This is a genomic window from Bacillus sp. AFS015802 (assembly GCF_002561455.1).
In the GTDB taxonomy this organism is placed as follows: Bacteria; Bacillota; Bacilli; order Bacillales; family Bacillaceae_B; genus Rossellomorea.
Window position 1 is genome coordinate 220,175 of sequence record NZ_NTUP01000013.1, and the last position, 26,858, is coordinate 247,032.

At 43.6% G+C, this 26,858-nt stretch carries 25 protein-coding genes; all 25 read right to left on the minus strand.

The features are described from left to right. Positions 1-68: 68 nt before the first annotated feature. Positions 69-1,019 carry a bifunctional riboflavin kinase/FAD synthetase gene (gene ribF, locus CN378_RS10000; protein ID WP_098351736.1) on the minus strand — a complete coding sequence of 317 codons (951 nt, stop codon included), beginning with the start codon at positions 1,017-1,019 and terminating at the stop codon, positions 69-71. Between the two features lie 18 nt (positions 1,020-1,037). Beyond that, positions 1,038-1,946, minus strand: a complete 909-nt coding sequence (gene truB / locus CN378_RS10005) for a tRNA pseudouridine(55) synthase TruB (protein WP_098351737.1) — start codon at positions 1,944-1,946, stop codon at positions 1,038-1,040. Between the two features lie 100 nt (positions 1,947-2,046). Further along, complete coding sequence (rbfA, locus tag CN378_RS10010) at positions 2,047-2,415, minus strand: 30S ribosome-binding factor RbfA (RefSeq protein ID WP_098351738.1); 369 nt, start codon at positions 2,413-2,415, stop codon at positions 2,047-2,049. Positions 2,416-2,467: 52 nt separating this feature from the next. Next, entirely contained in the window at positions 2,468-2,746 is a 279-nt protein-coding gene (locus tag CN378_RS10015; RefSeq protein WP_098351739.1) for a DUF503 domain-containing protein, read from the minus strand. Next, a complete protein-coding gene (gene infB, locus CN378_RS10020) occupies positions 2,743-4,920 on the minus strand; it encodes a translation initiation factor IF-2 (protein ID WP_098351740.1) in 2,178 nt (725 codons plus the stop codon). Before infB ends, CN378_RS10015 begins: the two co-directional genes overlap by 4 nt. Positions 4,921-4,924: 4 nt before the next feature. Then, the gene (locus CN378_RS10025; RefSeq protein ID WP_098351741.1) at positions 4,925-5,242 is read right to left on the minus strand and encodes a YlxQ family RNA-binding protein; all 318 of its coding nucleotides are present in this window, start codon (positions 5,240-5,242) and stop codon (positions 4,925-4,927) included. Between the two features lie 10 nt (positions 5,243-5,252). Further along, the gene (gene rnpM / locus CN378_RS10030; RefSeq protein ID WP_098351742.1) at positions 5,253-5,522 is read right to left on the minus strand and encodes an RNase P modulator RnpM; all 270 of its coding nucleotides are present in this window, start codon (positions 5,520-5,522) and stop codon (positions 5,253-5,255) included. A gap of 12 nt (positions 5,523-5,534) precedes the next feature. Beyond that, positions 5,535-6,668 (minus strand): transcription termination factor NusA, encoded by a 1,134-nt coding sequence (nusA, locus tag CN378_RS10035; protein ID WP_098351743.1) that lies wholly within the window; start codon positions 6,666-6,668, stop codon positions 5,535-5,537. Between the two features lie 35 nt (positions 6,669-6,703). Further along, positions 6,704-7,174, minus strand: a complete 471-nt coding sequence (rimP, locus tag CN378_RS10040) for a ribosome maturation factor RimP (RefSeq protein ID WP_098351744.1) — start codon at positions 7,172-7,174, stop codon at positions 6,704-6,706. 187 nt (positions 7,175-7,361) lie between these two features. Further along, positions 7,362-11,681: a PolC-type DNA polymerase III gene (locus CN378_RS10045; protein WP_098351745.1), complete on the minus strand. Its 4,320-nt coding sequence runs from the start codon at positions 11,679-11,681 to the stop codon at positions 7,362-7,364. A 109-nt stretch (positions 11,682-11,790) separates the two neighbouring features. After that, a complete protein-coding gene (locus CN378_RS10050; protein ID WP_098351746.1) occupies positions 11,791-13,494 on the minus strand; it encodes a proline--tRNA ligase in 1,704 nt (567 codons plus the stop codon). A gap of 488 nt (positions 13,495-13,982) precedes the next feature. Then, a complete protein-coding gene (gene rseP / locus CN378_RS10055) occupies positions 13,983-15,239 on the minus strand; it encodes an RIP metalloprotease RseP (RefSeq protein WP_098351747.1) in 1,257 nt (418 codons plus the stop codon). Between the two features lie 121 nt (positions 15,240-15,360). Further along, positions 15,361-16,503, minus strand: a complete 1,143-nt coding sequence (gene dxr / locus CN378_RS10060) for a 1-deoxy-D-xylulose-5-phosphate reductoisomerase (RefSeq protein WP_098351748.1) — start codon at positions 16,501-16,503, stop codon at positions 15,361-15,363. Between the two features lie 47 nt (positions 16,504-16,550). Continuing rightward, positions 16,551-17,336 (minus strand): phosphatidate cytidylyltransferase, encoded by a 786-nt coding sequence (locus CN378_RS10065; protein ID WP_098351749.1) that lies wholly within the window; start codon positions 17,334-17,336, stop codon positions 16,551-16,553. Then, complete coding sequence (locus tag CN378_RS10070) at positions 17,336-18,127, minus strand: undecaprenyl pyrophosphate synthase (RefSeq protein ID WP_098351750.1); 792 nt, start codon at positions 18,125-18,127, stop codon at positions 17,336-17,338. Before CN378_RS10070 ends, CN378_RS10065 begins: the two co-directional genes overlap by 1 nt. A 289-nt stretch (positions 18,128-18,416) precedes the next feature. Next, positions 18,417-18,974, minus strand: a complete 558-nt coding sequence (frr, locus tag CN378_RS10075) for a ribosome recycling factor (RefSeq protein WP_098351751.1) — start codon at positions 18,972-18,974, stop codon at positions 18,417-18,419. After that, positions 18,974-19,699, minus strand: coding sequence for a UMP kinase (pyrH, locus tag CN378_RS10080; protein ID WP_098351752.1), 726 nt, complete (start codon positions 19,697-19,699; stop codon positions 18,974-18,976). Before pyrH ends, frr begins: the two co-directional genes overlap by 1 nt. Before the next feature lie 87 nt (positions 19,700-19,786). Then, positions 19,787-20,668, minus strand: coding sequence for a translation elongation factor Ts (tsf, locus tag CN378_RS10085; protein WP_098351753.1), 882 nt, complete (start codon positions 20,666-20,668; stop codon positions 19,787-19,789). A 151-nt stretch (positions 20,669-20,819) separates the two neighbouring features. Further along, positions 20,820-21,527, minus strand: a complete 708-nt coding sequence (gene rpsB / locus CN378_RS10090) for a 30S ribosomal protein S2 (protein ID WP_034760179.1) — start codon at positions 21,525-21,527, stop codon at positions 20,820-20,822. 159 nt (positions 21,528-21,686) lie between these two features. Next, on the minus strand, positions 21,687-22,208 hold the full coding sequence (locus CN378_RS10095) for a hypothetical protein (protein WP_098351754.1): 522 nt from the start codon (positions 22,206-22,208) through the stop codon (positions 21,687-21,689). 152 nt (positions 22,209-22,360) lie between these two features. Next, positions 22,361-23,119 (minus strand): FliA/WhiG family RNA polymerase sigma factor, encoded by a 759-nt coding sequence (locus tag CN378_RS10100; protein ID WP_098351755.1) that lies wholly within the window; start codon positions 23,117-23,119, stop codon positions 22,361-22,363. An 86-nt stretch (positions 23,120-23,205) separates the two neighbouring features. After that, on the minus strand, positions 23,206-23,700 hold the full coding sequence (locus CN378_RS10105; RefSeq protein WP_098351756.1) for a chemotaxis protein CheD: 495 nt from the start codon (positions 23,698-23,700) through the stop codon (positions 23,206-23,208). Next, positions 23,697-24,305 (minus strand): chemotaxis protein CheC, encoded by a 609-nt coding sequence (locus CN378_RS10110; protein WP_218924817.1) that lies wholly within the window; start codon positions 24,303-24,305, stop codon positions 23,697-23,699. The genes CN378_RS10105 and CN378_RS10110 overlap by 4 nt, the downstream gene beginning before the upstream one ends. A 41-nt stretch (positions 24,306-24,346) precedes the next feature. Further along, positions 24,347-24,793, minus strand: a complete 447-nt coding sequence (locus CN378_RS10115; protein ID WP_098351758.1) for a chemotaxis protein CheW — start codon at positions 24,791-24,793, stop codon at positions 24,347-24,349. A 12-nt stretch (positions 24,794-24,805) separates the two neighbouring features. Then, positions 24,806-26,851, minus strand: a complete 2,046-nt coding sequence (locus CN378_RS10120; RefSeq protein WP_098351759.1) for a chemotaxis protein CheA — start codon at positions 26,849-26,851, stop codon at positions 24,806-24,808. Between the last annotated feature and the right edge of the window lie 7 nt (positions 26,852-26,858).

The window sequence follows — 26,858 nt, forward strand, 5'->3', positions numbered from 1 at the left end:
CCAAGCAAAGGTTCATTTCATACGCTATTTAGAATACTACTCTTTTTAATAAAAATCAAGGGTAATCCTCAAATTTTCGTAAAGTAGTCTATCGCGAGGTCCTTATCTTTCTGGATTTGAGAGATTAGTTCCTCTATTCCTGAAAACTTCTGTTCGTCCCTGATTCTATCATACCATTCAATGAAAACTTCTTCCCCATAGATGGAAGTGTGAAAATCAAAAAGATGGACTTCGATTGTGAGGGAGTAGTCATCCGGGTTTTTAAAGGTCGGCTTATACCCGATATTGCATACCCCATTGAACCATTGATCATGAATCTTCATTTTGACCGCATAGACACCTACCCTAGGCGTTAGATAGTCATCAGAGAGTTCGATATTAGCTGTAGGGAATCCGATTTTCCTTCCTCTTTTATCCCCGTGTATGACCGTTCCCTTCATTTTGAACGGTCGGCCAAGGAGCTTGTGCACACGGCTTACATCGCCTTCTTTCAGACTTTCCCTGATCAGCGTGGAACTCACCTTCATATCCATGTCATCGTCAGTCAGCTTGGAAATGGTCGTAGAGGTGAACATATCCCGGGAATGGAATGGCAGGGTTTCCATCGTTCCCTTACCAAGTCTTCCATATGAATAATCATACCCTGCCACCACATGTTTCACGTTAAGCCCGATAATATATTGATCAACGAAGTCCTGCGGGATCAGACTTGCAAATTCTGATGTGAAACGGACAATGAATAAATAATCCACACCAAGTTCCTTTATGATTTCTTTCTTATCTTCCAAAGGTGTTATGTAGTGTATATGCTTATGTTTGTGCCCGAGCACTACAGAGGGATGAGGATCAAATGTCATGACTGCGCTGCAAATGTCCTTCTCCTTCGCTTCTTCTACTGCTGCCCTGATCACCCTTTGATGTCCTCTGTGCACTCCATCGAAATATCCAAGAGCCATCACTAGGGGCGGGAGATCATTCTTACTAATTGAATGTGGATGATGTACAGTTATTACTTTCACAGTATTTCACCTTTTTCACTAGTCGTTGAAAAGCACTTTGACAGGCTTGATAATCCCAGGCTTGTCCGGATGCCGCTGATAGATGGCAATGGCCTTACCTTGATACTCCATCACTGCCTCGGGGCCTTCTGGCCAAACCTCAGGCTCTTCTAAGCGTGCTCCATTCTTCACTTTCTCTGCTAATGTATCACTAATTGTCATTTTCGGCAAATGAGAAAGCCCCAGTTCCGGTGGAAGAAGAAGACCTAGAGGATCATGATCGTGGACGTATTCCTGTATCTGTTCGAAAGTGAAACAGTCTTCTTCTCGAAAGCTCGAAGATTGAGTACGTGTAAGAGCGGACATGTGGGCCGGGAAACCAAGTCTATTACCGATTTCGACAGCAAGGGTCCTGACATACGTGCCTTTACCACAGACGACTTCAAAAGAGAATGACGGAGCATCATGGTTCAACACATCCCAATCCTCCAATAGTCGAAGTTTATGGATCTGTACCTTCCGTGAGGGTCTTTCCACCTCTATCCCCTGCCTTGCATACTCATATAAACGTTTTCCATTCACTTTGACTGCTGAAAACATCGGTGGTATCTGGGTGATCTCTCCGGTCATACTCTGAAGGATTTCCTCAACTTCCGTTCTCGTTATCACCCGGTCTACTTTCTTTTCCTCTACCTTCTCTCCCCATGCATCTTCGGTTGTAGTGGAAAATCCGATTGTGACTTCCCCTTCATAGGTCTTTCCGGATGCCGTAATATACTCCGCTATCTTCGTTGCTCTTCCTATGCAAATGGGCAGGACTCCTGAGACTTCAGGATCCAATGTTCCGGTATGGCCTACCTTTTTCGTTTTGAGGAGTTTTCTCAATTTAAAGACACAATCATGGGACGTCATTCCCCGTGGCTTCCATAAGGGCAGGATTCCATTCATCTGTATTACCTCCAGTATGTATTGTGGGATGTTTCATTATGGAAAACATAAAGGGCTGATCCATGGGAATTGTACTTCCGTCCGGATCAGCCCTTACACATTACTCTTTTGTATCTTTAGACTCTTCTGGTTCATCTTGAACTTTTCTTAATAAAGATTCAATATGATTACCATAATCAATCGATTCATCAAACTCAAAAATAATTTCAGGTGTTTTGCGCAGGCGGATCCTCTGTCCCACTTCAGAACGGATGAATCCTTTTGCCTTCGCGAGGCCCTTAAGAGTGTTTTCTCTCTGGTCTTCCCCACCTAGAACGGTAATATACACTTTTGCCTGTTGTAAGTCCCCGGATACTTGTACGTCTGTAACCGTTACAAAGCCAATGCGTGGATCCTTTATTTTTCGTCCGATAATATCGCTGAGCTCTTTCTTCATTTGCTCGCTAACACGATTCGCACGATGGCTCATCAATATCACCTCTTATATTTCGTTAATGGTTATACGTTGAGACATAAGCCGTTCATAACGACTCGACTTGGGTTTCAAGCCGTTCCCACTCAGGAAAAGAATCCATGAATTTCAATGCATGTTCGATCTCTCTTTCACTCGCTGCTTTGGAGGAAGCGACGGCGACGATGGCGATCCTGGTCCGCTGCCAAACATCCTGATGCCCGATTTCAGCAACGGATACATTGAATTTTTGTTTAAGGCGGGACATGATCCTCTGCAGGACAGCCCGCTTTTCTTTTAATGAGTGAGAGTCATGAATCATGCACTCACATTCAACATATGTGATCATTTACGTGTGATTTCCTCCATGATGAAGGCTTCGATGACGTCGCCTTCCTTCACATCATTAAAGTTCTTAATCGTAATACCACATTCGTACCCTCTGGCTACGTCTTTTGCATCATCCTTAAAGCGCTTAAGGGCATCGAGTTCGCCTTCAAAGATAACGATTCCGTCACGGATGAGACGAACTCCGCTATCGCGAGAAATCTTACCTTCTGTTACATAGCTTCCCGCAATCGTACCAACTTTAGACACCTTAAATGTTTGACGGACTTCTGCCTGACCAATGATTTTCTCTTCAAACTCAGGATCAAGCATCCCCTGCATAGCAGCTTCGATTTCTTCCATGACCTTATAGATGATACGGTGTAAACGAATTTCCACACCTTCTGCTTCGGCCGTACGTTTTGCATTGACATCAGGTCGCACATTGAAGCCGATCACAATGGCATTTGAAGCAGACGCCAGTGTAATATCCGATTCATTGATCGCACCCACGCCTGTGTGGATGATACGGATATTGACACCTTCCACTTCAATCTTCATTAACGAAGCGGCGAGTGCCTCAACGGACCCTTGGACGTCCGCTTTCAGCACAAGGTTAAGGTCCTTCATTTCTCCCTGTTTCATTTGTTCGAACAGGTTCTCAAGGCTCACCTTGGACTTCTCTCCACGCTGTGCCTGAAGCGCTTGGGATGCACGTGCTTCCCCGACGGAGCGAGCGGTTTTCTCGTCTTCGAATACGACGAAACGATCCCCTGCTTGTGGAACATCATTCAACCCTGTGATTTCAACAGGAGCAGATGGACCGGCTTCTTTCACACGGCGGCCAAGGTCATTGACCATAGCACGGACACGCCCGAATGTATTACCTACTACAATTGGATCCCCTACTTTTAACGTTCCATTTTGAACGAGTAAAGTCGCAACTGAGCCACGGCCTTTGTCCAATTGAGCTTCAATGACTGTTCCTTGTGCAAGACGATCCGGATTTGCTTTAAGCTCTTCCACTTCACTTACAAGAACGATCATTTCAAGTAGGTTGTCGATCCCTTCACCAGATAATGCAGATAATGGAACGAAGATTGTGTCTCCACCCCATGCTTCAGGAACCAATTCATACTCTGTGAGCTCCTGCATTACACGATCCGGGTTGGCAGCTTCTTTATCCATTTTATTGACAGCGATGATGATCGGAACTTCAGCCGCTTTCGCATGATTGATTGCTTCAACCGTTTGAGGCATCACACCGTCATCGGCAGCTACTACAATGATAGCAATGTCCGTTACCTTGGCACCGCGTGCACGCATAGTCGTGAAGGCAGCATGCCCAGGAGTATCAAGGAAAGTGATTTTCTTTCCGTCCACTTCTACTTGGTAAGCCCCGATATGCTGGGTGATTCCGCCAGCTTCGCCTGCTGTCACTTTCGTGTTGCGGATTGAGTCAAGAAGCGTTGTTTTACCATGATCGACGTGACCCATGATGGTTACGACAGATGGACGTTCCACTGTTTGCTCTTCTGTATCTTCAGTGAAATACACTTCAAGATCCGTAGCATCTACCTTAATCTCTTCTTCCACTTCCACTCCGTATTCCCCAGCAATCAATTCAATCGAATCTTTATCCAGTTCCTGATTGATGGTTGCCATGACACCAAGCATGAACAGTTTTTTGATGATTTCAGATGGTTCTTTATGAAGCTTTTTGGCAAGTTCTGAAACCGTCAGTGATTCTGAGAATGTGATCTTTGATGGAAGCTCTTTTTTCTTCGCAGGCGTTTGCTGTTGTGGAGCCTGTTTGAAATTTTTATTCTGCTTATTATTTTGTTTGTTGTTTCTGTTTTTGTTGTTGTTGTTATTATTATTGAAGACCTTCTTCTCCTTTGATTGGTTCTGTTGATCGTGTTTTTTTCCTTCACGGCTTTTCGGTGCTGTCTTTACTTTCTCCTTGTTGGGAGCTTCTTCTGACTTCGCACTTGTTTTCGAATCTTTTTGGGCTGTTTTATTCCCCTGCCCTTTAGAATCACCTTTGTACATTGCGTCTAATTTCGTTACTGCGTCGTCTTCTATAGTTGCCATATGGTTTGATACCTCAATATTCAGTTGCTTTAATTTTTCGATCACATCTTTGCTTGAAACATTGTATTTTTTCGCATATTCATATACACGCATCTTGCTCATATGTTCACCCCCACTGAGATTCATCGAGCAGTTCGGATAATTTCCTGGCAAAGCCTGCATCCATGATGGCCACGACTACCCTGGCCTCTTTTCCGATGGCTTGACCTAAATCATGCCTGTTTTCCACTAAGCATACCGGGACATGATACGATTTACATTTGTCCGTGATTTTCTTGTTTGTATTAGCAGAAGCATCTTTGGAAAGAATGACAAGTTTCGCTCGTCCACTACGAACTTCTTTAATAACAAGCTCTTCACCTGAAATAATCTTACGTGCCCGATTCGCCAATCCTAAAAGTGACATCCAACGATTTTGATTCATACGCTAAACGTTACTCCTTTTCCACAAGGCTAATCAATTCATCGTAAAGAGATTCATCTATTTTCGCTTGTAATTGATTGGCTAAAGTATTTTTCTTTTTAGCTTGTAAAATGACGTCTTTATCCTTTGAGAGATAAGCCCCACGACCCGATTTCTTTCCCGTCGGATCGATGGAAACCTCCCCTTCTTTCGATCTTACAATACGTATCATTTCTTTTTTCGGTTTCATTTCACCCGTTGCCACACATTTGCGCAACGGGATCTTTTTATTTACACCCATCTTACCCACCTCTTAATCTTGATTTTCGAAATCAATATTTAAAGGCTCGTTGTCATACTCTTCCTCTTCATCCTGAGGCAAAAAGGCCTCTTCGCGAGGATATAGCCCTAGTTCGCGGGCATCTGTTTCACTCTTGATATCAATCTTCCAGTTTGTCAATTTAGCTGCAAGGCGAGCATTTTGACCACGTTTACCGATTGCAAGTGAAAGCTGATAGTCGGGAACCACGACTCTGGTTGCTTTGTCTTCTTCATTCACCTGGACATCCAATACTTTGGATGGACTCAAGGCATTGGCTACAAACGTCACAGGGTCCTCTGACCACTGGACGATATCGATCTTCTCGCCCTTTAATTCATTGACGATTGCCTGAACGCGCGCTCCTTTGGTTCCGACACATGCACCTACCGGATCGACTTCAGGATTTTCCGCATGCACGGAAATCTTAGAGCGGTCACCGGCTTCACGGGCAACTGATTTGATTTCCACTGTTCCGTCAAAGATTTCCGGAACCTCGATTTCAAATAATCGCTTTAATAATCCAGGGTGAGTTCTTGAAACAAAGATCTGAGGACCTTTTGTCGTCTTCTCCACCTTGGTGATGAATACTTTGATCCGGTCATGAGGTTTGTAAGTTTCGTTAGGCATTTGCTCACTCACCGGTAAGAGGGCTTCGATCTTCCCTAAAGCCACATAGATGAAACGATTATCCTGACGTTGAACGATACCTGTCATGATATCCTCTTCACGGTCCACAAACTCGGAATAGATGATTCCTCTCTCTGCTTCCCTCACTCGCTGAGTCACAACCTGCTTGGCTGTCTGAGCTGCGATCCGGCCAAAATCTTTTGGCGTCACTTCAAGTTCCACAACGTCCCCGACTTCATAGCTTGGATTGATTTCTGCGGCATCTTCAACTGAAATCTCAAGGCGGGAATCAAATACTTCATCCACGACTTCCTTCCGGGCGAAGACTCTCATCGTACCCGTATCAAGGTTAAGGTCTACACGGACATTCTGTGCTTGGTTAAAATTTCGCTTGTAAGCTGACACCAGGGCCGCTTCGATTGCTTCTATGATGACATCTCTTGCAATGCCTTTCTCTTTCTCTAAAACAGTAAGAGCATCTAATAACTGAGTGCTCATGGTGGTTTCATCCCCCTTTATAATGCGGTTAGTTCCTATGAAAATGTAACAGCCAAACGTGCGATGGCTATCTTATCTGTTGGAATTTCAACCTTCTTTTTTCGAGTCTTAATGGTTACTTCCAATGATAACTGGTCTGAAGTATAGGAAAGAAGTGTCCCTTCGAAGGCTTTTTCGCCGTTCAACGGCTCATACGTTTTTACATAAACGTTTTTGCCTATGGCTTTCTCGAAGTCCTTGTCTTTCTTTAAAGGACGTTCAGCCCCCGGTGAAGAAACTTCTAAAAAGTAATTATGAGGAATTGGGTCAATTTCATCTAACTTTTCACTAAGTCTTTCACTTACTATTCCGCATTCTTCAATGTCAACACCTGAATCTTTGTCGATGAATACACGAAGAAACCAATTGGATCCTTCTTTTACATATTCCATGTCGATGAGTTCCAAAGACATGTCATCTAAGATTGGTGTTACAATTTCTTCTACAAGTGTGGTTATTTTGCTCATACTTACCTCCTGGTCTATAGGAAAATCTTGCACCAAGACTAGAAATGATAGTTCAAAAAATCTCCATGTAATAACGAAAGAGTGGGGTGCGACCCCACTCTTCTACCTTTAGAGCTATCTTTAGTATTTCCAATAAAAATATACCATAATCAACATTTTTATGCAAACAATTCCCGTGATAGCGGTCTTAGAACAGGGATAATTGGTTCTTATCCGGCAAAGCTTCCAGGCAGCCGTGATTATCCAGATACTCAATGATGGTCTTTGAAACACGGCCCCTTTGCTGCAGGTCTTCCTTCGATAGAAATTCCCCATCCCCTCTTGCATTCACAATATTGATGGCAGCATTGGTACCAAGCCCCGGGATAGAGTTGAACGGCGGAATCAATGTGTCTCCATCGATCACAAATTCGGCTGCCTCTGAACGATACAGGTCTACTTTCTGGAACTTATAGCCCCGTTCGCACATTTCAAGGGCCAATTCCAGGACCGTTAACGTATTCTTTTCTTTCGGAGAGGCATCGAGGCCTTTACCATTGATTTCCTCGATCTTGGCTCTGACCGCCTGTGATCCCCTTACCATCGCTTCGATATCGAAATCCTCTGCACGGACGGTAAAGTAAGCGGCATAGTACAGGAGTGCATGATGCACTTTAAAGTATGCAATCCGTACAGCCATCAATACATAAGCGGCAGCATGGGCTTTCGGGAACATATACTTGATCTTCAAGCAGGAATCGATATACCAGTCAGGTACTCCGTTCTTCTTCATCTCTTCCACCCATTCATCCTGGAGGCCTTTTCCTTTACGCACAAATTCCATGATTTTAAAGGCAAGGGAAGGCTCAAGTCCTTGATAGATTAGATACACCATAATATCATCACGACAACCGATTACTTCGCTCAGATTACAGATGTTGTTATGGATGAGCTCTTGTGCATTTCCAAGCCACACATCGGTACCATGGGAAAGGCCTGAAATTTGGACCAGCTCGGAGAACGTTGTCGGTTTTGTATCCTCTAGCATCTGCCGGACGAATCTCGTACCGAATTCAGGGATTCCGAGTGTCCCGGTCTTACACATGATTTGATCTTCAGTCACACCAAGGGATTCAGTACCGCTGAAAATTTTCATTACCTCAGGGTCGTCTGTTGGAATCGTCTTGGGATCGATCCCGGATAAATCCTGAAGCATGCGGATGACGGTCGGGTCATCATGTCCCAGAATATCCAGCTTCAAGAGATTATCATGGATGGAGTGGAAGTCAAAATGCGTCGTTTTCCATTCCGAACCCGAATCGTCAGCCGGAAACTGTATCGGTGAGAAATCATAGATATCCATATAATCCGGTACTACGATGATCCCCCCTGGATGCTGTCCGGTCGTTCTCTTCACACCGGTGCATCCACTGACCAATCGATCAATTTCCGCCCCCCGGATTTGAAGCTGATTGTCATTCGCGTACCCTTTCACATACCCGTAGGCGGTCTTTTCCGCTACTGTACCGATTGTACCTGCCCGATACACATTATCCTCACCGAACAGAACCTTTGTGTAGTTGTGGGCATTCGGCTGATACTCCCCTGAGAAGTTCAGATCGATATCCGGAACCTTGTCCCCTTTAAATCCAAGGAAGGTTTCAAAAGGAATGTCGTGCCCGTCTTTTCTATAAGGAACGCCGCAATCAGGGCAGTCCTTATTTGGCAGGTCGAATCCTGATCCCACCGATCCATCATCAAAGAACTCGGACTTCTTGCAGGACGGACAAACATAATGAGGAGGCAGTGGATTCACTTCCGTGATTTCCGTCATCGTCGCTACAAAAGAAGACCCCACCGATCCACGTGAACCGACCAGATATCCGTCATCCAAAGATTTCTTCACCAGCTTATGCGAAATTAAATAGATGACAGCGAAACCATGTCCGATGATACTCTTTAATTCTTTTTCAATTCTGGCTTCGACGATCTCTGGAAGCTCTTCTCCGTAGATGCTCTTCGCCATGGCATAGCTCATCCGGCGCATTTCTTCGTCTGCACCTTCAATCTTCGGCGTATAGAGGTCATCTCTGATCGGTTTGATGACGTCTACCATATCGGCGATCTTATTGGTATTATCGACAACGATCTCTTTAGCCGTATCTTTCCCGAGGAAGGAGAAGGCATCCAGCATTTCATTCGTTGTTCTGAAGTGAACGTCAGGGAGCTCATGGCGGTTAAGCGGGTTGGCTCCTCCCTGTGATCCAACGAGAATCTTCCTATAAATCTTATCTGTCTCATTTAAATAATGGACATTTCCTGTAGCCACTACAGGCTTATCCAGCTTTTTGCCAAGTTCGACGATATTTCCGATGATATCTTCAAGGTTCTTCTCGCTCTGTACAAGGTCTAATTCGATTAAATGCTGATATACCGCTTTCGGATGAACTTCGAGATAATCATAGAATTGAGCCGTTTCCTCGACTTCTTCTTTACCTTTCTGCATCATCCCTTCGAAAACTTCCCCTTTATCACAACCGGATCCGACCAGGATCCCCGTACGGTACTTCTGCAGTTGGGATCGAGGGATTCTTGGAACGCGGAAGAAATAATTCATATGAGATATGGAGACAAGCTTATACAGATTTTTCAATCCTTCTTCCGTCTGGGCAATCAATGTACAGTGATACGGCCTTGATCGCTTATAGGCATCGCCTTTTCCCATATAGTCATTGAATTGATTATGATTCGTGATCCCCTTTTCCACGGCGTCTTTCAGCATTTTAAGCAACAGGTACCCGGTCGTTTCTGCATCATAGATCGCTCTGTGATGCTGGGTCAATTCGATATCGAATTTCTTGGCTAATGTATTCAGCCTGTGATTTTTAAACTGTGGATATAGAAGTCTTCCCAGCTCCAGTGTGTCAATGACGGGATTGGTTGCCTTCTGGATACCGGCTTTTTGATAGCCGGCATTCAAGAAGCCCATATCGAATGATGCATTATGGGCGACCAGGATATCATCCCCCACCCATTTATGATATTTGTGAAGGACGTCATTTATCTCTGGAGCCGTCTGTACCATGTCATCGGTAATCCCCGTTAATTCGATCGTTGTAGCAGATAACGGATGATGAGGATTGGCGAATGACTCGAATTTATCAATGACCTCTCCATCCTTTATTTTCACCGCTGCGAGTTCTATGATGGTGTCGTATACAGCGGAAAGTCCGGTCGTTTCCACGTCAAATACAATATAGGTGCTGTCTTCAAGTGGAAGGTCCCTGTCATTATAGGCGATCGGTACACCGTCATCGACAAGGTTCGCTTCCACTCCGTAAAGAAGTTTAATATCGTTTTTCTTACTTGCGTTGTAAGCTTCAGGGAATGACTGTGCCACTGCATGATCGGTTATCGCAACCGCTTTATGCCCCCATCTCTTCGCCTGGGCGACCAGGCTTGCCACTGAAGAAACAGCATCCATTTGACTCATTGGGGTATGCATATGAAGCTCTACTCTTTTTTCATCTGCAGGGGCGGTGTCGAGTCTTAGAACCGGCTTGATTTCATTTACATCATTGGCAATCATCACGAGGTCGCGTACAAAGGTATCGTTTTGAATGCTTCCACGGCAGCGGACCCACATCCCTTTTTTCATATTGTTCATAACCGCTGCGTCCTCTTTATCCCTGGAGAACATCTTGACCAGGATAGAGCTTGAGTAATCGGTCACTTTAAAGGTAAGCAGGGTACGTCCGCTTCTGAGTTCCCTTGTCTCACAATCGAACACATACCCTTCAATAGCGATACGACGCTCCTCATCATAAATTTCTTCAATTTTGCGGAAGTCGGCATCGTCTTTAATTGTAAGACCGAGCATGAATGGTCCGCTTGGTGCATCACTTGCACCCTCTTTTTCGGCTTTTTCCATTTCAATTAGAGCCTGTTTCGCTCTTTCCTGGTCCTCTTTCAGCTTTTCTTCCAAAAATTTCTCATACTCATTGCTCTGTTCCTCAACCTGACTTACCTCTGCATCCAGGACCAACTTGGGAAAACCGAAGTTTTCAAATGTCGAGGTGATCATCTCACCATATTTTCTTTTCAGCTGAGTAGCTTCTGTATCATTCGAAGCCTGAACGATGATTTTGTTTCCATTGATCTTAGGCTTTTGAGTATTTAATAATTTTAATAAGGGCGGAGATATTCCCTGGATCTCCTTCACACAGTCCTGCCAGTAATCCAAGATATGCTGATCCGTCACATTGGGATTCAACACTTTAATCGTATAGCCCACATTTGCGATATGTTTAAAGGATGTTTGAAGTGCAATGGAAAATTTACTCCACACGTTACAAGGGATGATTTCTTCAAACGTGAAATGAAAATGCCATTTCTTTTCCTTTCGGTATACAGCCAATTTTTCAATCTCAGCGTGCCTGAAATACTGAACAAAGGCATCCTCCGTTAAGCCTAACTGTTGAAGCAACAGTTGAAACCTTTCTCTTTTGCCCAGGGGCTTTTCTTCCATAGTCGTTTTCCCCCATTTCTACTCGTATATCATTTTGTTTACAGAATAAAAAGGGCTGACAGCAAAAGGATTGCCTCCTTTAAAGTCGAGCCCTTTTTAGATTTAAAAATCAAGAAAGAGTTTTGAATAGTTCTTGCAGCTTGGATGACAGTTCATCTTTATGAACCTCGAACATTTCTCCGGTTTTTCTTACCTTTACTTCAACAATTCCCTCTCCCGCTTTCTTCCCGACCGTTATGCGGATAGGAAGGCCTATCAGATCTGAATCAGCAAATTTCACTCCTGGACGTTCAGCTCGATCATCCATTAATACATCATATCTGTTTTCTTTGAAAGAGTCATATAATTCGTTTGCAAGTGCCGCTTGTGCTTCATCCTTCATATTAATCGGGATTAAATGAAGATCATATGGAGAGAGATTCGTTGGCCATAGTAGACCTTTATCATCATTGAATTGCTCTGCCACGGCAGCAAGTGTACGGGAAACTCCGATTCCATAACAGCCCATGATGATGGATTGAGACCGGCCATTTTCATCCAGGAATGAGCTTCCCAGAGCGTCGGAATATTTCGTTCCCAGTTTGAAAACATGTCCTACTTCAATCCCTTTTGCGAAGACAATCGTGCCGTTTCCGTCCGGTGAAGGATCCCCTTCCTGAATGAAACGGAGATCTGCATAACTGGATACCTCAAAATCACGTTCAGGGTTTACATTTTTGAAATGATACCCTTCTTCATTGGCACCTGTTACCCCATTGCGAATGTATTTGACTGCCTGGTCCGCTACGATCTTCACGCCTGGTGCAGAAGGACCGATCGAACCAATTTCGCATCCCGTGATTTCTTTCGTTTCCTCGGCTGAAGCTAATTCGACCACATCGGCACTTAAAAGATTCTTCACTTTGATATCATTAATTTCGTGATCACCACGGGACAACACCAATACGTACTCATCGTCGACTTTAAATAAAAGCGATTTAATGCATTGATCCTTTTCGACAGATAAGAAGGTGGCCACTTCTTCAATGGACTTACTCTCCGGTGTTGAAACCTTTTCTAATGGGAGCATCTCTTCGGATGATGTGGTGTATGAATCCGAGACTTCTGCCATTTCGATATTCGCTGCATAATCCGATGAATCAGAGTAGGCAATCGTATCTTCTCCAACGTCTGATAACACCATGAACTCATGTGTATCCTTACCACCCATGGCACCGGAATCAGCGATGACCGCCCTGAAATTCAAGCCGAAGCGACTGAAGATGTTAGAGTAGGCTTGAAACAATGCGTTGTATGTTTCGTCCAGGCTTTCAAATGAAGAATGGAAGGAGTATGCATCCTTCATGATGAACTCTCTTCCCCTTAAAAGACCAAAACGCGGACGTTTTTCATCCCGGAATTTCGTTTGGATCTGATACATGGTGAGGGGAAGGCGCTTGTAAGATTTGATTTCGTCCCTTACTAAGCTTGTTATGACTTCCTCATGAGTGGCTCCAAGGGCAAACTCCCGATCATGACGATCATTCATTCTCATCAATTCCGGTCCATATGTGCCCCAACGACCGGATTCCTTCCAAAGCTCGGATGGTTGAAGTGCTGGCATAAGCATTTCAACAGCACCGGCCGCATCCAGTTCTTCACGGATGACCTCTTCTACTTTTTTCAATACTTTTTTTCCTAGCGGTAAAAAGCTGTATATACCACTTGCATTTTGTCTGATGTACCCTGCACGCAAGAGAAGCTGATGACTCTTGATTTCTGCATCAGCAGGCGTTTCTCTCAGCGTAGGGATGAATGTATTTTGCTGCTTCATTTACTAGCACCTCAGTTACCCTATATATTATTTATGTAGTGTAGGAATTTCCTTCTCACTATTTTAACTTAAATCAACAGGCAGTGACACCCTCATTTTTTGATTACTGAGGGAGAAACTGCCTGCTTTGTTTAATAGGATTGATTTAAAAGCGGTTTTATAATTCTGTTACTTTAAAGCAGCGAGTAGAGGTTGATTTCCACTCCAGGTGCTCGCTTTCCGNNCTTCCGCTCCAATCAACTTTAAAGGTTAAACTTATTACTATTTACAACCAAAATCCTTAAATATGACATCTTTTGAAAGTGTACAATGCAGAATTCACTTTTTTTCATATTATAAGACTCTATAATGACAGCCTAATAATTAGGTAAGCGTAACTGCCCAGACTCCATTTGGTCTGAGCATGGTCCACCAGCTGAACAGGCATCCTACACTTCCAATACAAATTAATAAATCTGCTCAGTACATCCATTAAAGGAAAACTACTTTTATAAGAAAAATCTTTGTATGTCATTCCATGTGACGACGAGCATGAGGACCATGAGGAGGGCAAATCCGACGAAGTGGACCATGCCTTCCATTTGTCGATCCACAGGCTTTCCTCTTACCGCTTCCACGGCGAAGAATAGAAGTCTTCCTCCATCAAGTGCTGGGATCGGTAATAGATTCATGATTCCCAGGTTGATGCTAAGGATGGCTGCCCATCGCATTAAATAGTATATTCCCGATTTCGCCACTACATCTGTTGACTGATAGATCCCGACAGGTCCCGATAGGGCATCGATGGAAAATTCTCCCGACACCAGCTTTCCTAGTAATACAAAAATCATTTTGGTCCATTCGTAGGTTTGCTGGGCGCTGTTCGATACGACTTTGAGCGGTGACTTCTCCACAGGACTGTGGACCCCGATGATTCCAATTTCTTCCCCTTCGATTTCCTGAGGCTTCGGTGTAACAGGAATCTCAGCATTCGAGCCATTACGGTCGACATTGAATCGAAGCTCATCCCCCGGATGCTTCTGGATGATCGTCACGATATCATCCCAAGTGGAAATTTCTTTCCCGTCGATGCTCAGGACGACGTCATTCTTTTGGAGCCCTGCCTCTTTCGCTGCCCCGTCTTCTGTCAATTCACCAAGGACAGGATCGTTTGTCGGAACACCTTGTAACAGGCCGACAAGGATAAAGATGAAGAAGGCCAGAATAAAATTAAATAACGGACCGGCAAAGATGGCCAGCGCCCTTTGGGGGAGGGACTTGGAAGCGAATTGTCGATCCCATGGGGCTATCTGGGTTTCTACGCCATCTTCAATGAATACAGCGTCCCTTGAAATAGAGAAGGTTTTTAAGTCTTCCCCGTCTTCCTCATATCCACGGATATGCAGTTTATGTTCAAGGTCTGCTTCTTCTACTTCAACGACACGGATATTCGGATAGCGATCTTTGTTATTCAAGACAATTTTCACAATCTTCTCGTTCTGGTCCAGTACAAGACCCACACGATGCCCTGCCTTGAGTTCCACCATTTCCGGATCTTCCCCTGCCATTCGTACAAATCCCCCGAGAGGCAATAAGCGAATGGTGTAGGTTGTCTCATTCTTCTTATAAGAAAACACTTTAGGACCGAATCCTATGGCAAATTCGCGGCACAGAATGCCGGCACGTTTGGCGAAAATCAAATGCCCCAGCTCGTGAAAAAATACTAAAGCACCGAAAATAACAATAAAGGCAATCACCGTTTGCAAATAAAAAACCACCTTTTTAATAACCTGTTGATAACAGATTTAAATGTTAAAGTATACACGCAAAAAACATGTCCACTATCATTCTACGTTTCAGATACTGTAAACATGCGCAGTTCCTTCCCTACACCCAGCTCGAAACGAGTCTTCGGGTCTGCCTGTCTATTTCATGTATGGTTTCGAGATCAGGTCTATGTATAACCTGGTGGGCACTCATAGCCTTCTCAATATATGTTTCAATATCGAGGAAGGATATTTTATTATCCAGGAACAGGGCAACGCTCGCTTCATTTGCAGCATTTAAGACCGTCGTCATACTGCCACCGATCCGTCCTGCTTCATAGGCGAAAGCGAGACACCGAAAGCGATTCAGGTCCATTTCTTCAAAATGAAGCTTTCCGATTTCGACCAAATCCAGTCTCTTTCCCTTTCTCTGAAGTCTGTCAGGAAACGTCAGGGCATATTGGATCGGCACACGCATATCCGGTGTGCCCAGCTGTGCCATGACAGAAGAGTCGTGGAATTGTATCATCGAGTGGATGATGCTTTCTCTATGCTGTACGACGTCTATTTGATCGTAAGGAATATCAAATAACCAATGAGCCTCGATGACCTCCAGTCCTTTGTTCATCATGGAGGCTGAGTCGATGGTGATCTTCGCCCCCATTGACCAGTTTGGATGATTCAACGCTTCATGTACCGTCACTCCAACCAATTCATCCCTTGTCCGGTCCCTGAAACTGCCACCTGATGCCGTAATGATCAACTTTTCGATATTCTTTTCCTTTTCACCTTGAAGTGCCTGGAAAATGGCGGAATGTTCACTGTCAACGGGCAGCAGTGGCGTCCCTTTTTCCCTTGCCGCTTCCATTACAAGGTGGCCGGCTGTCACCAAAGTTTCCTTATTGGCAATCGCAATCGTTTTCCCTGCCTCAATGGCTTGTAGTGTAGGGTATAAACCGACACTGCCAAGTACTGCATTCACGAGGACGTCTGCATCCTGGTGACACGCTACTTCCACAAGGCCTTCTTCCCCATGGAGAACCTTCACCTTGGAAGGGAATTCCCTGGATAATGCATCAGCATCTTCCTTGTGCTGAACAGAAACGAGCCGGGGACTGAATTCCATGATCATCTTTCTGGCTTCTTGTATATTTTTGCCAACAGACATGGCCGTTAGTTTGAATTCTTCTGGATGCTCCCGGATCACATCCAGGGTCTGAATCCCAATCGAACCCGTAGCACCCATCAAGCTGATTTTCTTCAACTGCCTCACACCTCCCAATTGAAACCTTTCACTTTTATCAGTCTACGTTATAACAAAAAGTGAAGAAGGGGTAATACGAATAGTAAACTATCGAATCGATCAAGCATACCACCGTGTCCTGGCAGTAAATGTCCTGAATCCTTCACTTTATAATGTCTCTTTAAGGCAGATTCCACTAAATCCCCTACTTGTCCAAAGACAGAAAGAATGGCCGTCACGATAACAAGCTTAGGGATGGACATTTCAAGGTCTGTGAAAAACGTCATGATGACTCCGACTATGACGGCACAAACAATGCCTCCAACGAAGCCTTCTATAGTTTTATTCGGACTGATTTCAGGCCAGAGCTTCTTTTTCCCCATTGCCCTGCCGATAAAATAAGCACCGGAATCAGTTGCCCAAATGATAAATAACGCATAAAAGACAAACTGTACGCCTTCTTCCAGTCTGATTTCCATGAAGTAATAGAAACCGATCCCAACATATAAAACACTTAATAGTGAATACGCCACATCATCGTAATTAAAACGATTCTTTGTCGCCACCGTATACGTTAAAAATAATAACACGGCCAGAAATGCCAACTCAATCTTGGAGTAACCGAAATCTGCTATGATCCCGATTGTTTCCGTCGGAATGAGGAACACCCATAAAAGAGCGAGGGATAGTAAGCCCGGAATGGTAAAAATCCATTGCCCCCTCATCTTCAATGCTTCATATAAACTGATAGAAGCGATCAGATACATCAGAATGATGAATGGTGTTTCACCAAAAATGATGATTGGTAAAAATATTGCTGCCGCTACCACTGCGGTAATGATTCTTTGTTTCATCAGGATTCCTCGCTTTGTAACCCACCAAATCTTCTTGAACGACCTTGATATGCTTCTATGGCTTCCGTTAAATGTTCCTTGCCGAAATCCGGCCATAGTACATCTGTAAAAAAGAACTCCGTATAGGCCAATTGCCAAAGCATAAAGTTACTTAAACGGATTTCTCCACTCGTTCGAATAAGCAGGTCTGGATCTTTTAAATCTTTTGTCATCAAATAATTTGAAAATACTTCTTCATTTATTTCGTTCTCATCTAGTATTCCATTCTGCACATCTTTTAAGACATGTTTCATGGAATCGATAATTTCTGACCGGCTGCCATAATTCAAAGCAAAGTTCAGGATAAGCCCGTCATTATGCTTTGTCGCTTCCATGGCCTTTGTAACGGCTGCCTTCGTATGATTTGGCAAGGCATCCGGTGAACCCATCATTTTCACTTGTACATTTTCTTCAACTAATTCAGGAAGAAACGTGCCTAAAAATTCCTCTGGCAATTTCATAAGAAACTCGACTTCCATTTTAGGGCGTTTCCAGTTCTCTGTCGAAAAAGCATATAAGGTCAAGGCTTCGAGTCCCAGTTCATTTGCCAATTTGGTGATCCTCCGAACGCACTTCATGCCTTCATGATGTCCGGCCACCCTTGGCAAAGCCCTCTTTTTGGCCCATCGCCCATTACCATCCATAATGATTGCTATATGACCCGGAATCGGGTGTTTGAGTAGTTCTTGAAATCGACCATCCACTTCCTCTGAAGTTTGTTGTCGTTTCCATTGCTTAAGCTTGTTTAGCATAAAAAATCCTCCACCAACAATCCAAAAAATATTTGCCCTTACTATCATATCAAAAAACAGGGAAGATATCTTTAAGAAAATAGATTATGTATATCCATATAAGCATTTGAACATTTCGGTCTGGTCGTTCGCCCCGTCCCGAAAAGACCAAAACGTTCTATCAGAGAAAAGGAAAACGATTTTGGGTTAAAGTAGAGCGTTCCTGTCCATAAACAAAAACAAAGGGACCGGCCCATAAGGAATATGAGTTCACTTATTGGCCAGCCCCTTAGGATTCGTTTATGAAAGATTAAACTTCCAGCATTTCTTGTTCTTTATCTTTTGCGATGTTATCGATCTTGACGATGCTTTCGTCGGTTGCTTTTTGAACATCATCAGAGTATCCACGAAGATCATCTTCAGTGATGTCGCCGTTTTTCTCTTTTTTCTTAAGTTCATCGTTGGCATCGCGGCGGATATTCCGGATGGCGACCTTGGCATCTTCGGCTTCTTTTTTCACAAGCTTTACAAGTTCCTTACGGCGCTCTTCCGTTAAAGCAGGTACGACGATACGGATGATATTCCCATCACTTGTCGGCGTGATCCCAAGATCTGACTTCATGATCGCCTTTTCAATATCTCCCAAAGCCGATTTGTCGTAAGGCTGTATGACAAGCATGCGGGCTTCAGGAATCGAAATACCTGCTAATTGATTGACCGGTGTCGGTGCACCATAGTAATCAACATTGATCTTATCCAGCAGTGATGCGTTAGCTCTACCCGCGCGGATACTTGCTAACTCACGAGAAAATGTTTGAATGGCTTTTGTCATTCTTTCCTTTGCATTTGCAATGATCGTACTTGGCATTATGATTTCCCCCTAACGATTGTACCAATATTTTCACCAGTGATGGCTCTCTTGATATTCCCATCCTCCATAATAGAGAATACAATAAGTGGAATATCATTGTCCATACATAGAGAAGACGCTGTTGAATCCATTACAGCTAAACCTTCTTTCAGAACATCTAAATAGGAAAGTTCTTCATATTTAACAGCCGTTTCATCCTTCTTAGGATCTGCTGAGTATACACCATCTACGTTGTTCTTAGCCATAAGGATCACTTCTGCCTCGATTTCAGCCGCCCGGAGCGCTGCCGTCGTATCTGTCGAGAAGTAAGGATTACCGGTACCTGCTGCAAAAATCACAACACGCTTCTTCTCTAAGTGACGGATCGCTCTGCGTCTGATATAAGGCTCTGCCACCTGACGCATATCAATCGATGTTTGAACCCTTGTCTCGATACCCAACTGTTCAAGGCTGTCTTGAAGGGCCAAAGAGTTCATAACGGTAGCAAGCATGCCCATGTAGTCTGCAGATGCACGATCCATCCCCATTTCACTACCTATCTTACCACGCCAGATATTACCTCCGCCAACGACAACTGCCACCTCAACATCAAGTTCAGCAATTTCTTTTACTTCTTCTGCTACATTTTTAATGACAGTAGGGTTGATTCCGAAGCCATCATCACCCGCTAATGCTTCTCCACTAAGTTTCAGAACGACACGTTTATATTTTGGAACGCTCATGGGAACCTCCATAAAATAGAATTTTTCTTGAAAAATAGGGAACACGCTAGGTGTTCCCTACTAAGAATTGTTTAACTTTAGCTGTTCTTATTTGTTTACTTGGTTCATTACTTCTTCAGCGAAGTTTTCTTGACGCTTCTCAAGACCTTCTCCTACTTCGTAACGCGTGAAATCAGTCAAAGTAGCTTTATTTGCTTCAAGGTATTGACGTACTTTTTGATCTGGATTCTTAACGAATGTTTGATCTAAGATACAGATATCCTCAAAGTATTTCCCAAGACGGCCTTCCACCATTTTTTCAACGATGTTTTCAGGCTTTCCTTCGTTTAATGCTTGTTGCTTAAGCACTTCACGCTCACGCTCTACTTCTTCTGCAGAAACTTGATCACGTGACACATACTTAGGATTCAATGCTGCAGCATGCATGGCAACATCTTTCGCGACGCTTGCATCAGTAGTGCCTTCAACTACTGTAAGTACCGCGATGCGGCCACCCATGTGAAGGTATTCACCGAACGCAGCGTTATCACCTTTTGTACGGATTTCAAAACGGCGAAGCGTGATTTTTTCTCCGATTTTTGCGATGGCAGCATTGATGAATTCATTTACAGTTGAACCATTAGCCATTTTTTGCTCAAGTGCTTCTTCAACAGATGCAGGCTTGTTTGCAAGAAGGTGGTCAGATAGTTCTTTAACAAGGTTTTGGAAGTTTTCGTTTTTCGCAACGAAATCTGTTTCTGCGTTCACTTCAAGGATGATTGCAGTGTTTCCTTCACTTGCGATGTAAGTAGTACCTTCTGCTGCGATACGATCAGCTTTTTTAGCGGCTTTTGCAATTCCTTTTTCACGTAGGAAGTCAATTGCTTTGTCCATATCTCCGTCAGTTTCTGTTAACGCTTTTTTACAATCCATCATTCCAGCGCCAGTTTTTTCACGAAGTTCTTTAACCATTTGTGCAGTAATTGCCATAGTGGGTTTCCTCCTTAGTTTGACTATGTAGACTTTGATCACCGTTTGGTGAAAGTCATAAAATTTACTGCCTCTGTAGTAGAGTGCAGTAGATGTGAATACTCTTTAAAAAAAGGTGATAAGGGTAAGCCCTCTTATCACCTTTCATTCATTACTCAGCTGCTACAGCTGCTTCTTCACCTTGCTTAGCTTCTAGGATAGCGTCAGCCATTTTACCTGTAAGAAGCTTTACTGCACGGATTGCATCGTCATTCGCAGGAATGACAACATCGATTTCATCCGGATCACAGTTTGTATCAACGATACCCACGATAGGGATATGAAGTTTACGCGCTTCAGCTACAGCGATACGCTCTTTACGAGGGTCGATGATGAATAATGCATCAGGTAGCGTGTTCATATCTTTGATTCCGCCTAAGAATTTAACTAAGCGTTCATGTTCTTTTTTAAGTTGTACTACTTCTTTCTTCGGAAGTACTTCAAACGTTCCGTCTTCTTCCATCTTCTCGATGTTTTTAAGACGTGTAATACGTTTTTGGATTGTTTCGAAGTTTGTAAGTGTTCCACCTAACCAACGTTGGTTGATGTAGTACATACCAGCACGTTCTGCTTCTTCTTTAACAGACTCTTGTGCTTGTTTCTTTGTTCCAACGAAAAGAACTTTACCGCCGTTACCAGCTAATTCTTTCACGAAGTTATAAGCTTCTTCAACCTTTTTAACTGTTTTTTGAAGGTCGATGATGTAAATGCCGTTACGCTCAGTGAAGATGTATCTCTTCATTTTTGGGTTCCAACGGCGAGTTTGGTGTCCGAAATGTACACCAGCTTCTAGCAATTGTTTCATAGAAATTACTGACATGTGTGTTTCCTCCTAAATGGTTTTTGTTTTCTCCTCCGTTTCCGTCATCTTGTAGTAGAAACTATTCAACTTAAATAGCACCATCTACCTCAATCGAGAAACGTGTGTAATAACACCATGAATACTATAGCATACCTGCTTCAGCCAATCAAGGACTTCCTACATGATTTGACGAAATTTTAGCAGCAGCTCGATTTCTGTCTTACCTTTCCCAACAGATTTAGCTATTTCTTCGATTGACATCCCCTTTTTCTTCATAGAGATGACCTGTTGAATAAGTGGATCTTGATCCGGTTCCACCGGCATTTCAACCCCTCGGTCGGTGAGTACCGTTTTATCTTCATGCATCTGTTGATAAGCTTGTGAAGCGCGTTTATAACCTGTACCCGTCCATTTTGTGGTCTTTGTATACTGGGGAGAATCATGCTGATCATTCTCTTCAGTTGGGCGAGCCACCTGTTTGCTTTTATAATCCTGTGTTTTAAAACTTCGTATGAATTCATCGTTTTGTTCTTTCATCTCGACCAAATATGTTGAAATGACATCTTCCATTTCAGCAAGGATCTTTTTTTGATCTTTTTCCATGTTTAGAAAACGATTTTGCCTTGAGTATAAAATGACGACCGAAAGCAAGGAAATGATATTGAGAAGAAAGGATATAAAAAGCAGGAACGTAACCATGTCATCACCTTCGTTTGTTTGATTTCACTTCATGTTTTACCATTTCCGATTATTCCGGAGAAGTAAAAGGACTGCTCCCATCAGTATGTTCAGGGACAGTCCATCAGTCGATAGTTTCAGGGTCCTTTTAGATATATTCATCTACACATTATTTAAGAGCCCAGGAGATTTCGTAATTTAAAAACGGATTTTGAATGGATTTGTGAGATTCGGGAAGTGGATAACTTCATGACTTCTCCGATTTCAGTCAGTGTAAGTTCTTCCTTGTAGAATAAACTTAACACAAGCTGCTCTTTCTCTGAAAGAGTCAGGATCGTTTTCTCTAATTCGTTCAGTTTTTCACTCTTCAATACTTCTTCTTCAGGTGAGATCGTTTTGTGATCTTTAATAGAGTAGTTTTGAGATTCGTGGTCGTCATCAGTCAATTGCTCATCCATAGAAAGGACATTGGCAAAGAAATGCTCATTTGTGGTTTGGTAAACTTCTTCAGGCGTCATTTCCAAAGAAGCAGCAACTTCTTCTGCGGTCACATGGCGTAAAAGTGTTTGTTCGAGTTCCACGGTCTTTGCCTCTATTTTCTTCGCCCGATCCCTTGTAGAGCGTGGGAGCCAGTCTTCTTTTCTAAGCCCGTCCAGAATGGCGCCCCTCACCCGGAACGAAGCATATGTATCAAACTTTAAATCTCTCGTAGGGTCAAACTTCTGAAGGGCATCCAGTAATCCCATCAACCCAAGACTCTTAATATCTTCTCTCGAGACGTTCCTTGGCAGCCCAACGGAAATTCGCTGAACATGATACGACACAAGGGGCATGTATTTTTTCACTAACATGTCTCCGGCTTCGGTATCACGACTGTTAATCCATTTCTCCCAATATTGTTGTTCATCTGTTCGAGTGGGTTGTTGAGACATAAGAATCCTCCTTGCTAACTATTTTCGTCCATGGAAACATGTGGCTTCTTTGTTGATTCGACTGAATATTATCCATTACTCCTGCTTCACAAATCCTTTGTACCTTCATTGACCGTCCGGACTTTAAGAATCCCAGTGGAAGTGAAGAATTCAATGGTTCTCCCTTTGTTGCCCCCTAAATCCTCTGCCACAACCGGCACTCCGTATTTCAAGAGGACTTGCTTTACGGCTTCTGCATTTCTTGGACCGATCCTCATCACGTCACTCTTGGATTGAAATTGAAACATCTGGGCACCGCCGGCCATTTTGCATTGAAGTCTTTTCATACTGGCTCCCTGTGCTTTGAGCTGCCGAATGAGCTCTTCAATACCTGTGTCGGCGTACTTGGCAGGATTCGGCACCGCTTCATTTCCAATCGATGAATGCGGAAGCATCACATGCACCATCCCGGCCAGTTTGATGAACTCATCGTACAGGACGACTCCGATGCACGATCCAAGGCCCGAGGTACGGATCGATCCGCTTGCAACAATATTCATATCTGCAATCCCGACCTTTACAACGGTGCTGGTATCTATCATAGCTCTACACCCAGGGATTGAAAAATGATTTCAAACGAATCCGGATCAGGCAAGAGGAAAAAGTGCCCCTTTACACTTTCGGACTCTTCTACTTCGTCTTCCTTCAAGGCAGTGTCTATGACAATGGCATAATCGCTTACCTGGGATATTTCCAATAATCCGAAACCGATGATCGCACCTGCCATGTCAACGGATAAAGCAGGAACAGACGGGAAAAGCTTCAGATGTGTAAAGTCAGACAGTGAAGACAAATATGAACCCGAAAGAATATTCCCAAGTTCCTGCATGGCAGACAACCCCAGTTCTGAATAAGGAGGGTCGCTAAAAGAAAAGGAACGATCATGAATCATCGTCCTGATATACATGGACGCCTGTTCAAGTGGCAATAAAAAGAACATACTTCCCGGCGCTTCCCCTTCAATCCGTAAGAACACGCTTACGACAACATTGTCAGGTCCGCCTGCCATGTCCATCATTTCATCAAATGAAACGACTTGAACGCTCGGTACTTTCATATCTATTTTTTTGTCAAGAAGGGTGGAAAGGGCCGTCGCTGCATGACCAGCCCCGATATTTCCTATTTCTTTCAATATATCCAAGTGCATCGACGTTATCTTTTTTTCATAACCCACACGATTCGCCTCCCTCAGATGGATTGAAGTATTTTATCTAAATGAAGGAGAATCAGAAGCCTTTTGTTTTGCTTTACGACTCCACCGATGTACTCAGCTTCGACGACACCCACTACATCAGGTGAAGGTTCGATCGATTCTTTGGAAACATCCAGCACATCATTGGCAGCATCGACGATCAACCCGACTTCTTTATCCTCCAATCCTGCGATGATCACACGCGTGCTCTCCGTAGGCTCCGAGGCTGGTAATTCAAACCTGCTCCTCAAATCAATGATTGGTGTTACCACCCCGCGCAAGTTGATCACACCCTTAACATAGGAGGCGGTTCTTGGAACTCTTGTAATATGTTCGAGCTTCTCGATTGATCGTACCTGATTCACTGGAATCGCATATTCCTTATCCACCAATTGAAATACGATAAGCTTTAAGTCTTCTGCTGTATCTGTCACAACACTCATTACCCTTACCCCCTATTTTATTAACGCATTACAATCAACGATCAGCGCTACCTGTCCATCTCCCAAAATGGTCGCACCGGAAATGGCAAATACATCATTTAAATAATTCCCTAAGGATTTCAATACAACCTCTTGCTGACCAATAAAGGAATCAACGACCAATCCCGCCATTTTCTCACCTTTTCGAACGATGACGACAGAATATAATTCTTCCTCCGTTGAATGTTTCGGTACTTCAAATACATCTTGAAGGAACAGTAACGGCACAACTTTCCCTCTGAAGTCGATCACACTCTGATTGTGCGCCTTCATGATTTCTTCCTTTTTCACAATCGCTGTCTCGATAATGGAAGAGAGAGGGATGGCATACTTTTCTTCTTCGATTTCAACAAGCATGACAGAGATGATGGATAAAGTGAGTGGTAACTGGATAGAGAACAGCGATCCCTGTCCTACTGTGGAGTCAATTGTAATGGAACCACCTAAGGACTCAATCGTCGCTTTCACCACATCCAATCCTACACCCCTGCCGGAAATATCGGAAATCTGTTCAGCTGTAGAAAATCCCGATGCCAATATGAGCTCGTAGATTTGTCGATCTGATAACGTCTGGGCCGTTTCTTCCGACACAATCCCTTTTTGGATCGCTTTCGTTAGGACCCTCTCTTTATTGATTCCTGCTCCATCATCTTCAAGTTCAATAAAGACATGATTTCCACTGTGATACGCTTTAAGCTTGACGGTTCCCTGTTCGGGCTTTCCGTTTTTCACACGGACTTCAGGCATTTCAATGCCGTGATCCAAGGCGTTCCGTATTAAATGGACGAGGGGATCGCCGATTTCATCAATCACCGTGCGGTCAAGTTCCGTTTCAGCACCGATGATTTCCAATTCGATTTTTTTATTCAAATCTCTTGCAAGCTGCCTGACCATACGTGGAAAGCGGTTAAATACGGTTTCTACAGGTACCATGCGCATATTGAGGATAATGTTTTGCAGGTCTCCTGAAATCCTTGTCATTCTTTCCACGGTTTCATTTAGCTCGGGGTTATTCAAGTCCTTGGAAATTTGTTCTAACCTGCCTCGATCGATGACAAGTTCCTCGAAAAGATTCATGAGGACATCCAGCCGTTCAATGTTGACCCGTATCGTCTTGCTGGAAGGATTGGCAGGCTTTGATGCGTTGGCGGCAGGTTTAGATGCTTGGATTTCTCCCTGTCCTTTTTCTTCAATGACTTCCACTGTTGATTCTGGAGGTGTATCCTTTATTTGATTCTGGTCCTGAAGATGGCGGGCAGTGAGTTCCAGAACAGAAACTTCTTCAACTTCAGAGACTTTACGGATGTGATTTTCTATATGAATGGCATCTTCCTTTGATACAACGGCAATCACGAAGGAATGATCGAATTGCTCTTCTTCAAGCTGCTCTACCGCAGGAAGTGACTTAATGACCTCTCCCAATTTCCCCAGTACCTCAAATACCATATAGACCCGGGCAGCTTTAAGCAGGCAATCCTCCCGCAGGGAAACCGAAATTTCATAGCAGCGGAACCCTTGCTCATAGGATTGTTGAATGACTGTTTCCTCAAAGGCTTCATACTGCATAGATAATGTCTCTATTTCAGGAGTGGCGGTAGCTGCAGCCACCTCATTGGCTGCGAGAGTCGCCGGTATACTTTCCCCTTTTTCAATGGCCTGAAGCATCCCTACGACTTCACTAACATCCCGTTTCCCATCTCCTCCATCCGCAATGGAAAACACCATGGCTTCGAGATCATCGACTGATTTAAACACAACGTCCAAAATTTCTGGAGATACGGTTATTTTTTCATTGCGGATGGCATCCAGCACATTCTCCATTTTGTGGGTAAGATTAGCTAAATCTTCATACCCCATCGTCGCTGACATTCCTTTTAAAGTATGAGCTGATCGGAAGATTTCATTGACAATCTCAAGATCTTTCGGGTTTTTCTCCAGTTCAAGCAATTGCTCATTGCACGTTTGCAGATTTTCTTTACTCTCTTCTATAAACACTTCTAAATATTGACTCAATTCCATGTGCTCC

Bases quoted from the DNA above. Each gene is read 5' to 3' on its own strand.
- truB (WP_098351737.1), bottom strand. From the start codon at position 1,946: ATGAATGGAATCCTGCCCTTATGGAAGCCACGGGGAATGACGTCCCAT.
- rbfA (WP_098351738.1), bottom strand. From the start codon at position 2,415: ATGAGCCATCGTGCGAATCGTGTTAGCGAGCAAATGAAGAAAGAGCTC.
- CN378_RS10015 (WP_098351739.1), bottom strand. From the start codon at position 2,746: ATGATCACATATGTTGAATGTGAGTGCATGATTCATGACTCTCACTCA.
- infB (WP_098351740.1), bottom strand. From the start codon at position 4,920: ATGAGCAAGATGCGTGTATATGAATATGCGAAAAAATACAATGTTTCA.
- CN378_RS10025 (WP_098351741.1), bottom strand. From the start codon at position 5,242: ATGAATCAAAATCGTTGGATGTCACTTTTAGGATTGGCGAATCGGGCA.
- rnpM (WP_098351742.1), bottom strand. From the start codon at position 5,522: ATGGGTGTAAATAAAAAGATCCCGTTGCGCAAATGTGTGGCAACGGGT.
- nusA (WP_098351743.1), bottom strand. From the start codon at position 6,668: ATGAGCACTCAGTTATTAGATGCTCTTACTGTTTTAGAGAAAGAGAAA.
- rimP (WP_098351744.1), bottom strand. From the start codon at position 7,174: ATGAGCAAAATAACCACACTTGTAGAAGAAATTGTAACACCAATCTTA.
- CN378_RS10045 (WP_098351745.1), bottom strand. From the start codon at position 11,681: ATGGAAGAAAAGCCCCTGGGCAAAAGAGAAAGGTTTCAACTGTTGCTT.
- CN378_RS10050 (WP_098351746.1), bottom strand. From the start codon at position 13,494: ATGAAGCAGCAAAATACATTCATCCCTACGCTGAGAGAAACGCCTGCT.
- CN378_RS10065 (WP_098351749.1), bottom strand. From the start codon at position 17,336: ATGAAACAAAGAATCATTACCGCAGTGGTAGCGGCAGCAATATTTTTA.
- CN378_RS10070 (WP_098351750.1), bottom strand. From the start codon at position 18,127: ATGCTAAACAAGCTTAAGCAATGGAAACGACAACAAACTTCAGAGGAA.
- frr (WP_098351751.1), bottom strand. From the start codon at position 18,974: ATGCCAAGTACGATCATTGCAAATGCAAAGGAAAGAATGACAAAAGCC.
- pyrH (WP_098351752.1), bottom strand. From the start codon at position 19,699: ATGAGCGTTCCAAAATATAAACGTGTCGTTCTGAAACTTAGTGGAGAA.
- tsf (WP_098351753.1), bottom strand. From the start codon at position 20,668: ATGGCAATTACTGCACAAATGGTTAAAGAACTTCGTGAAAAAACTGGC.
- rpsB (WP_034760179.1), bottom strand. From the start codon at position 21,527: ATGTCAGTAATTTCTATGAAACAATTGCTAGAAGCTGGTGTACATTTC.
- CN378_RS10095 (WP_098351754.1), bottom strand. From the start codon at position 22,208: ATGGTTACGTTCCTGCTTTTTATATCCTTTCTTCTCAATATCATTTCC.
- CN378_RS10100 (WP_098351755.1), bottom strand. From the start codon at position 23,119: ATGTCTCAACAACCCACTCGAACAGATGAACAACAATATTGGGAGAAA.
- CN378_RS10105 (WP_098351756.1), bottom strand. From the start codon at position 23,700: ATGATAGATACCAGCACCGTTGTAAAGGTCGGGATTGCAGATATGAAT.
- CN378_RS10110 (WP_218924817.1), bottom strand. From the start codon at position 24,305: ATGCACTTGGATATATTGAAAGAAATAGGAAATATCGGGGCTGGTCAT.
- CN378_RS10115 (WP_098351758.1), bottom strand. From the start codon at position 24,793: ATGAGTGTTGTGACAGATACAGCAGAAGACTTAAAGCTTATCGTATTT.
- CN378_RS10120 (WP_098351759.1), bottom strand. From the start codon at position 26,851: ATGGAATTGAGTCAATATTTAGAAGTGTTTATAGAAGAGAGTAAAGAA.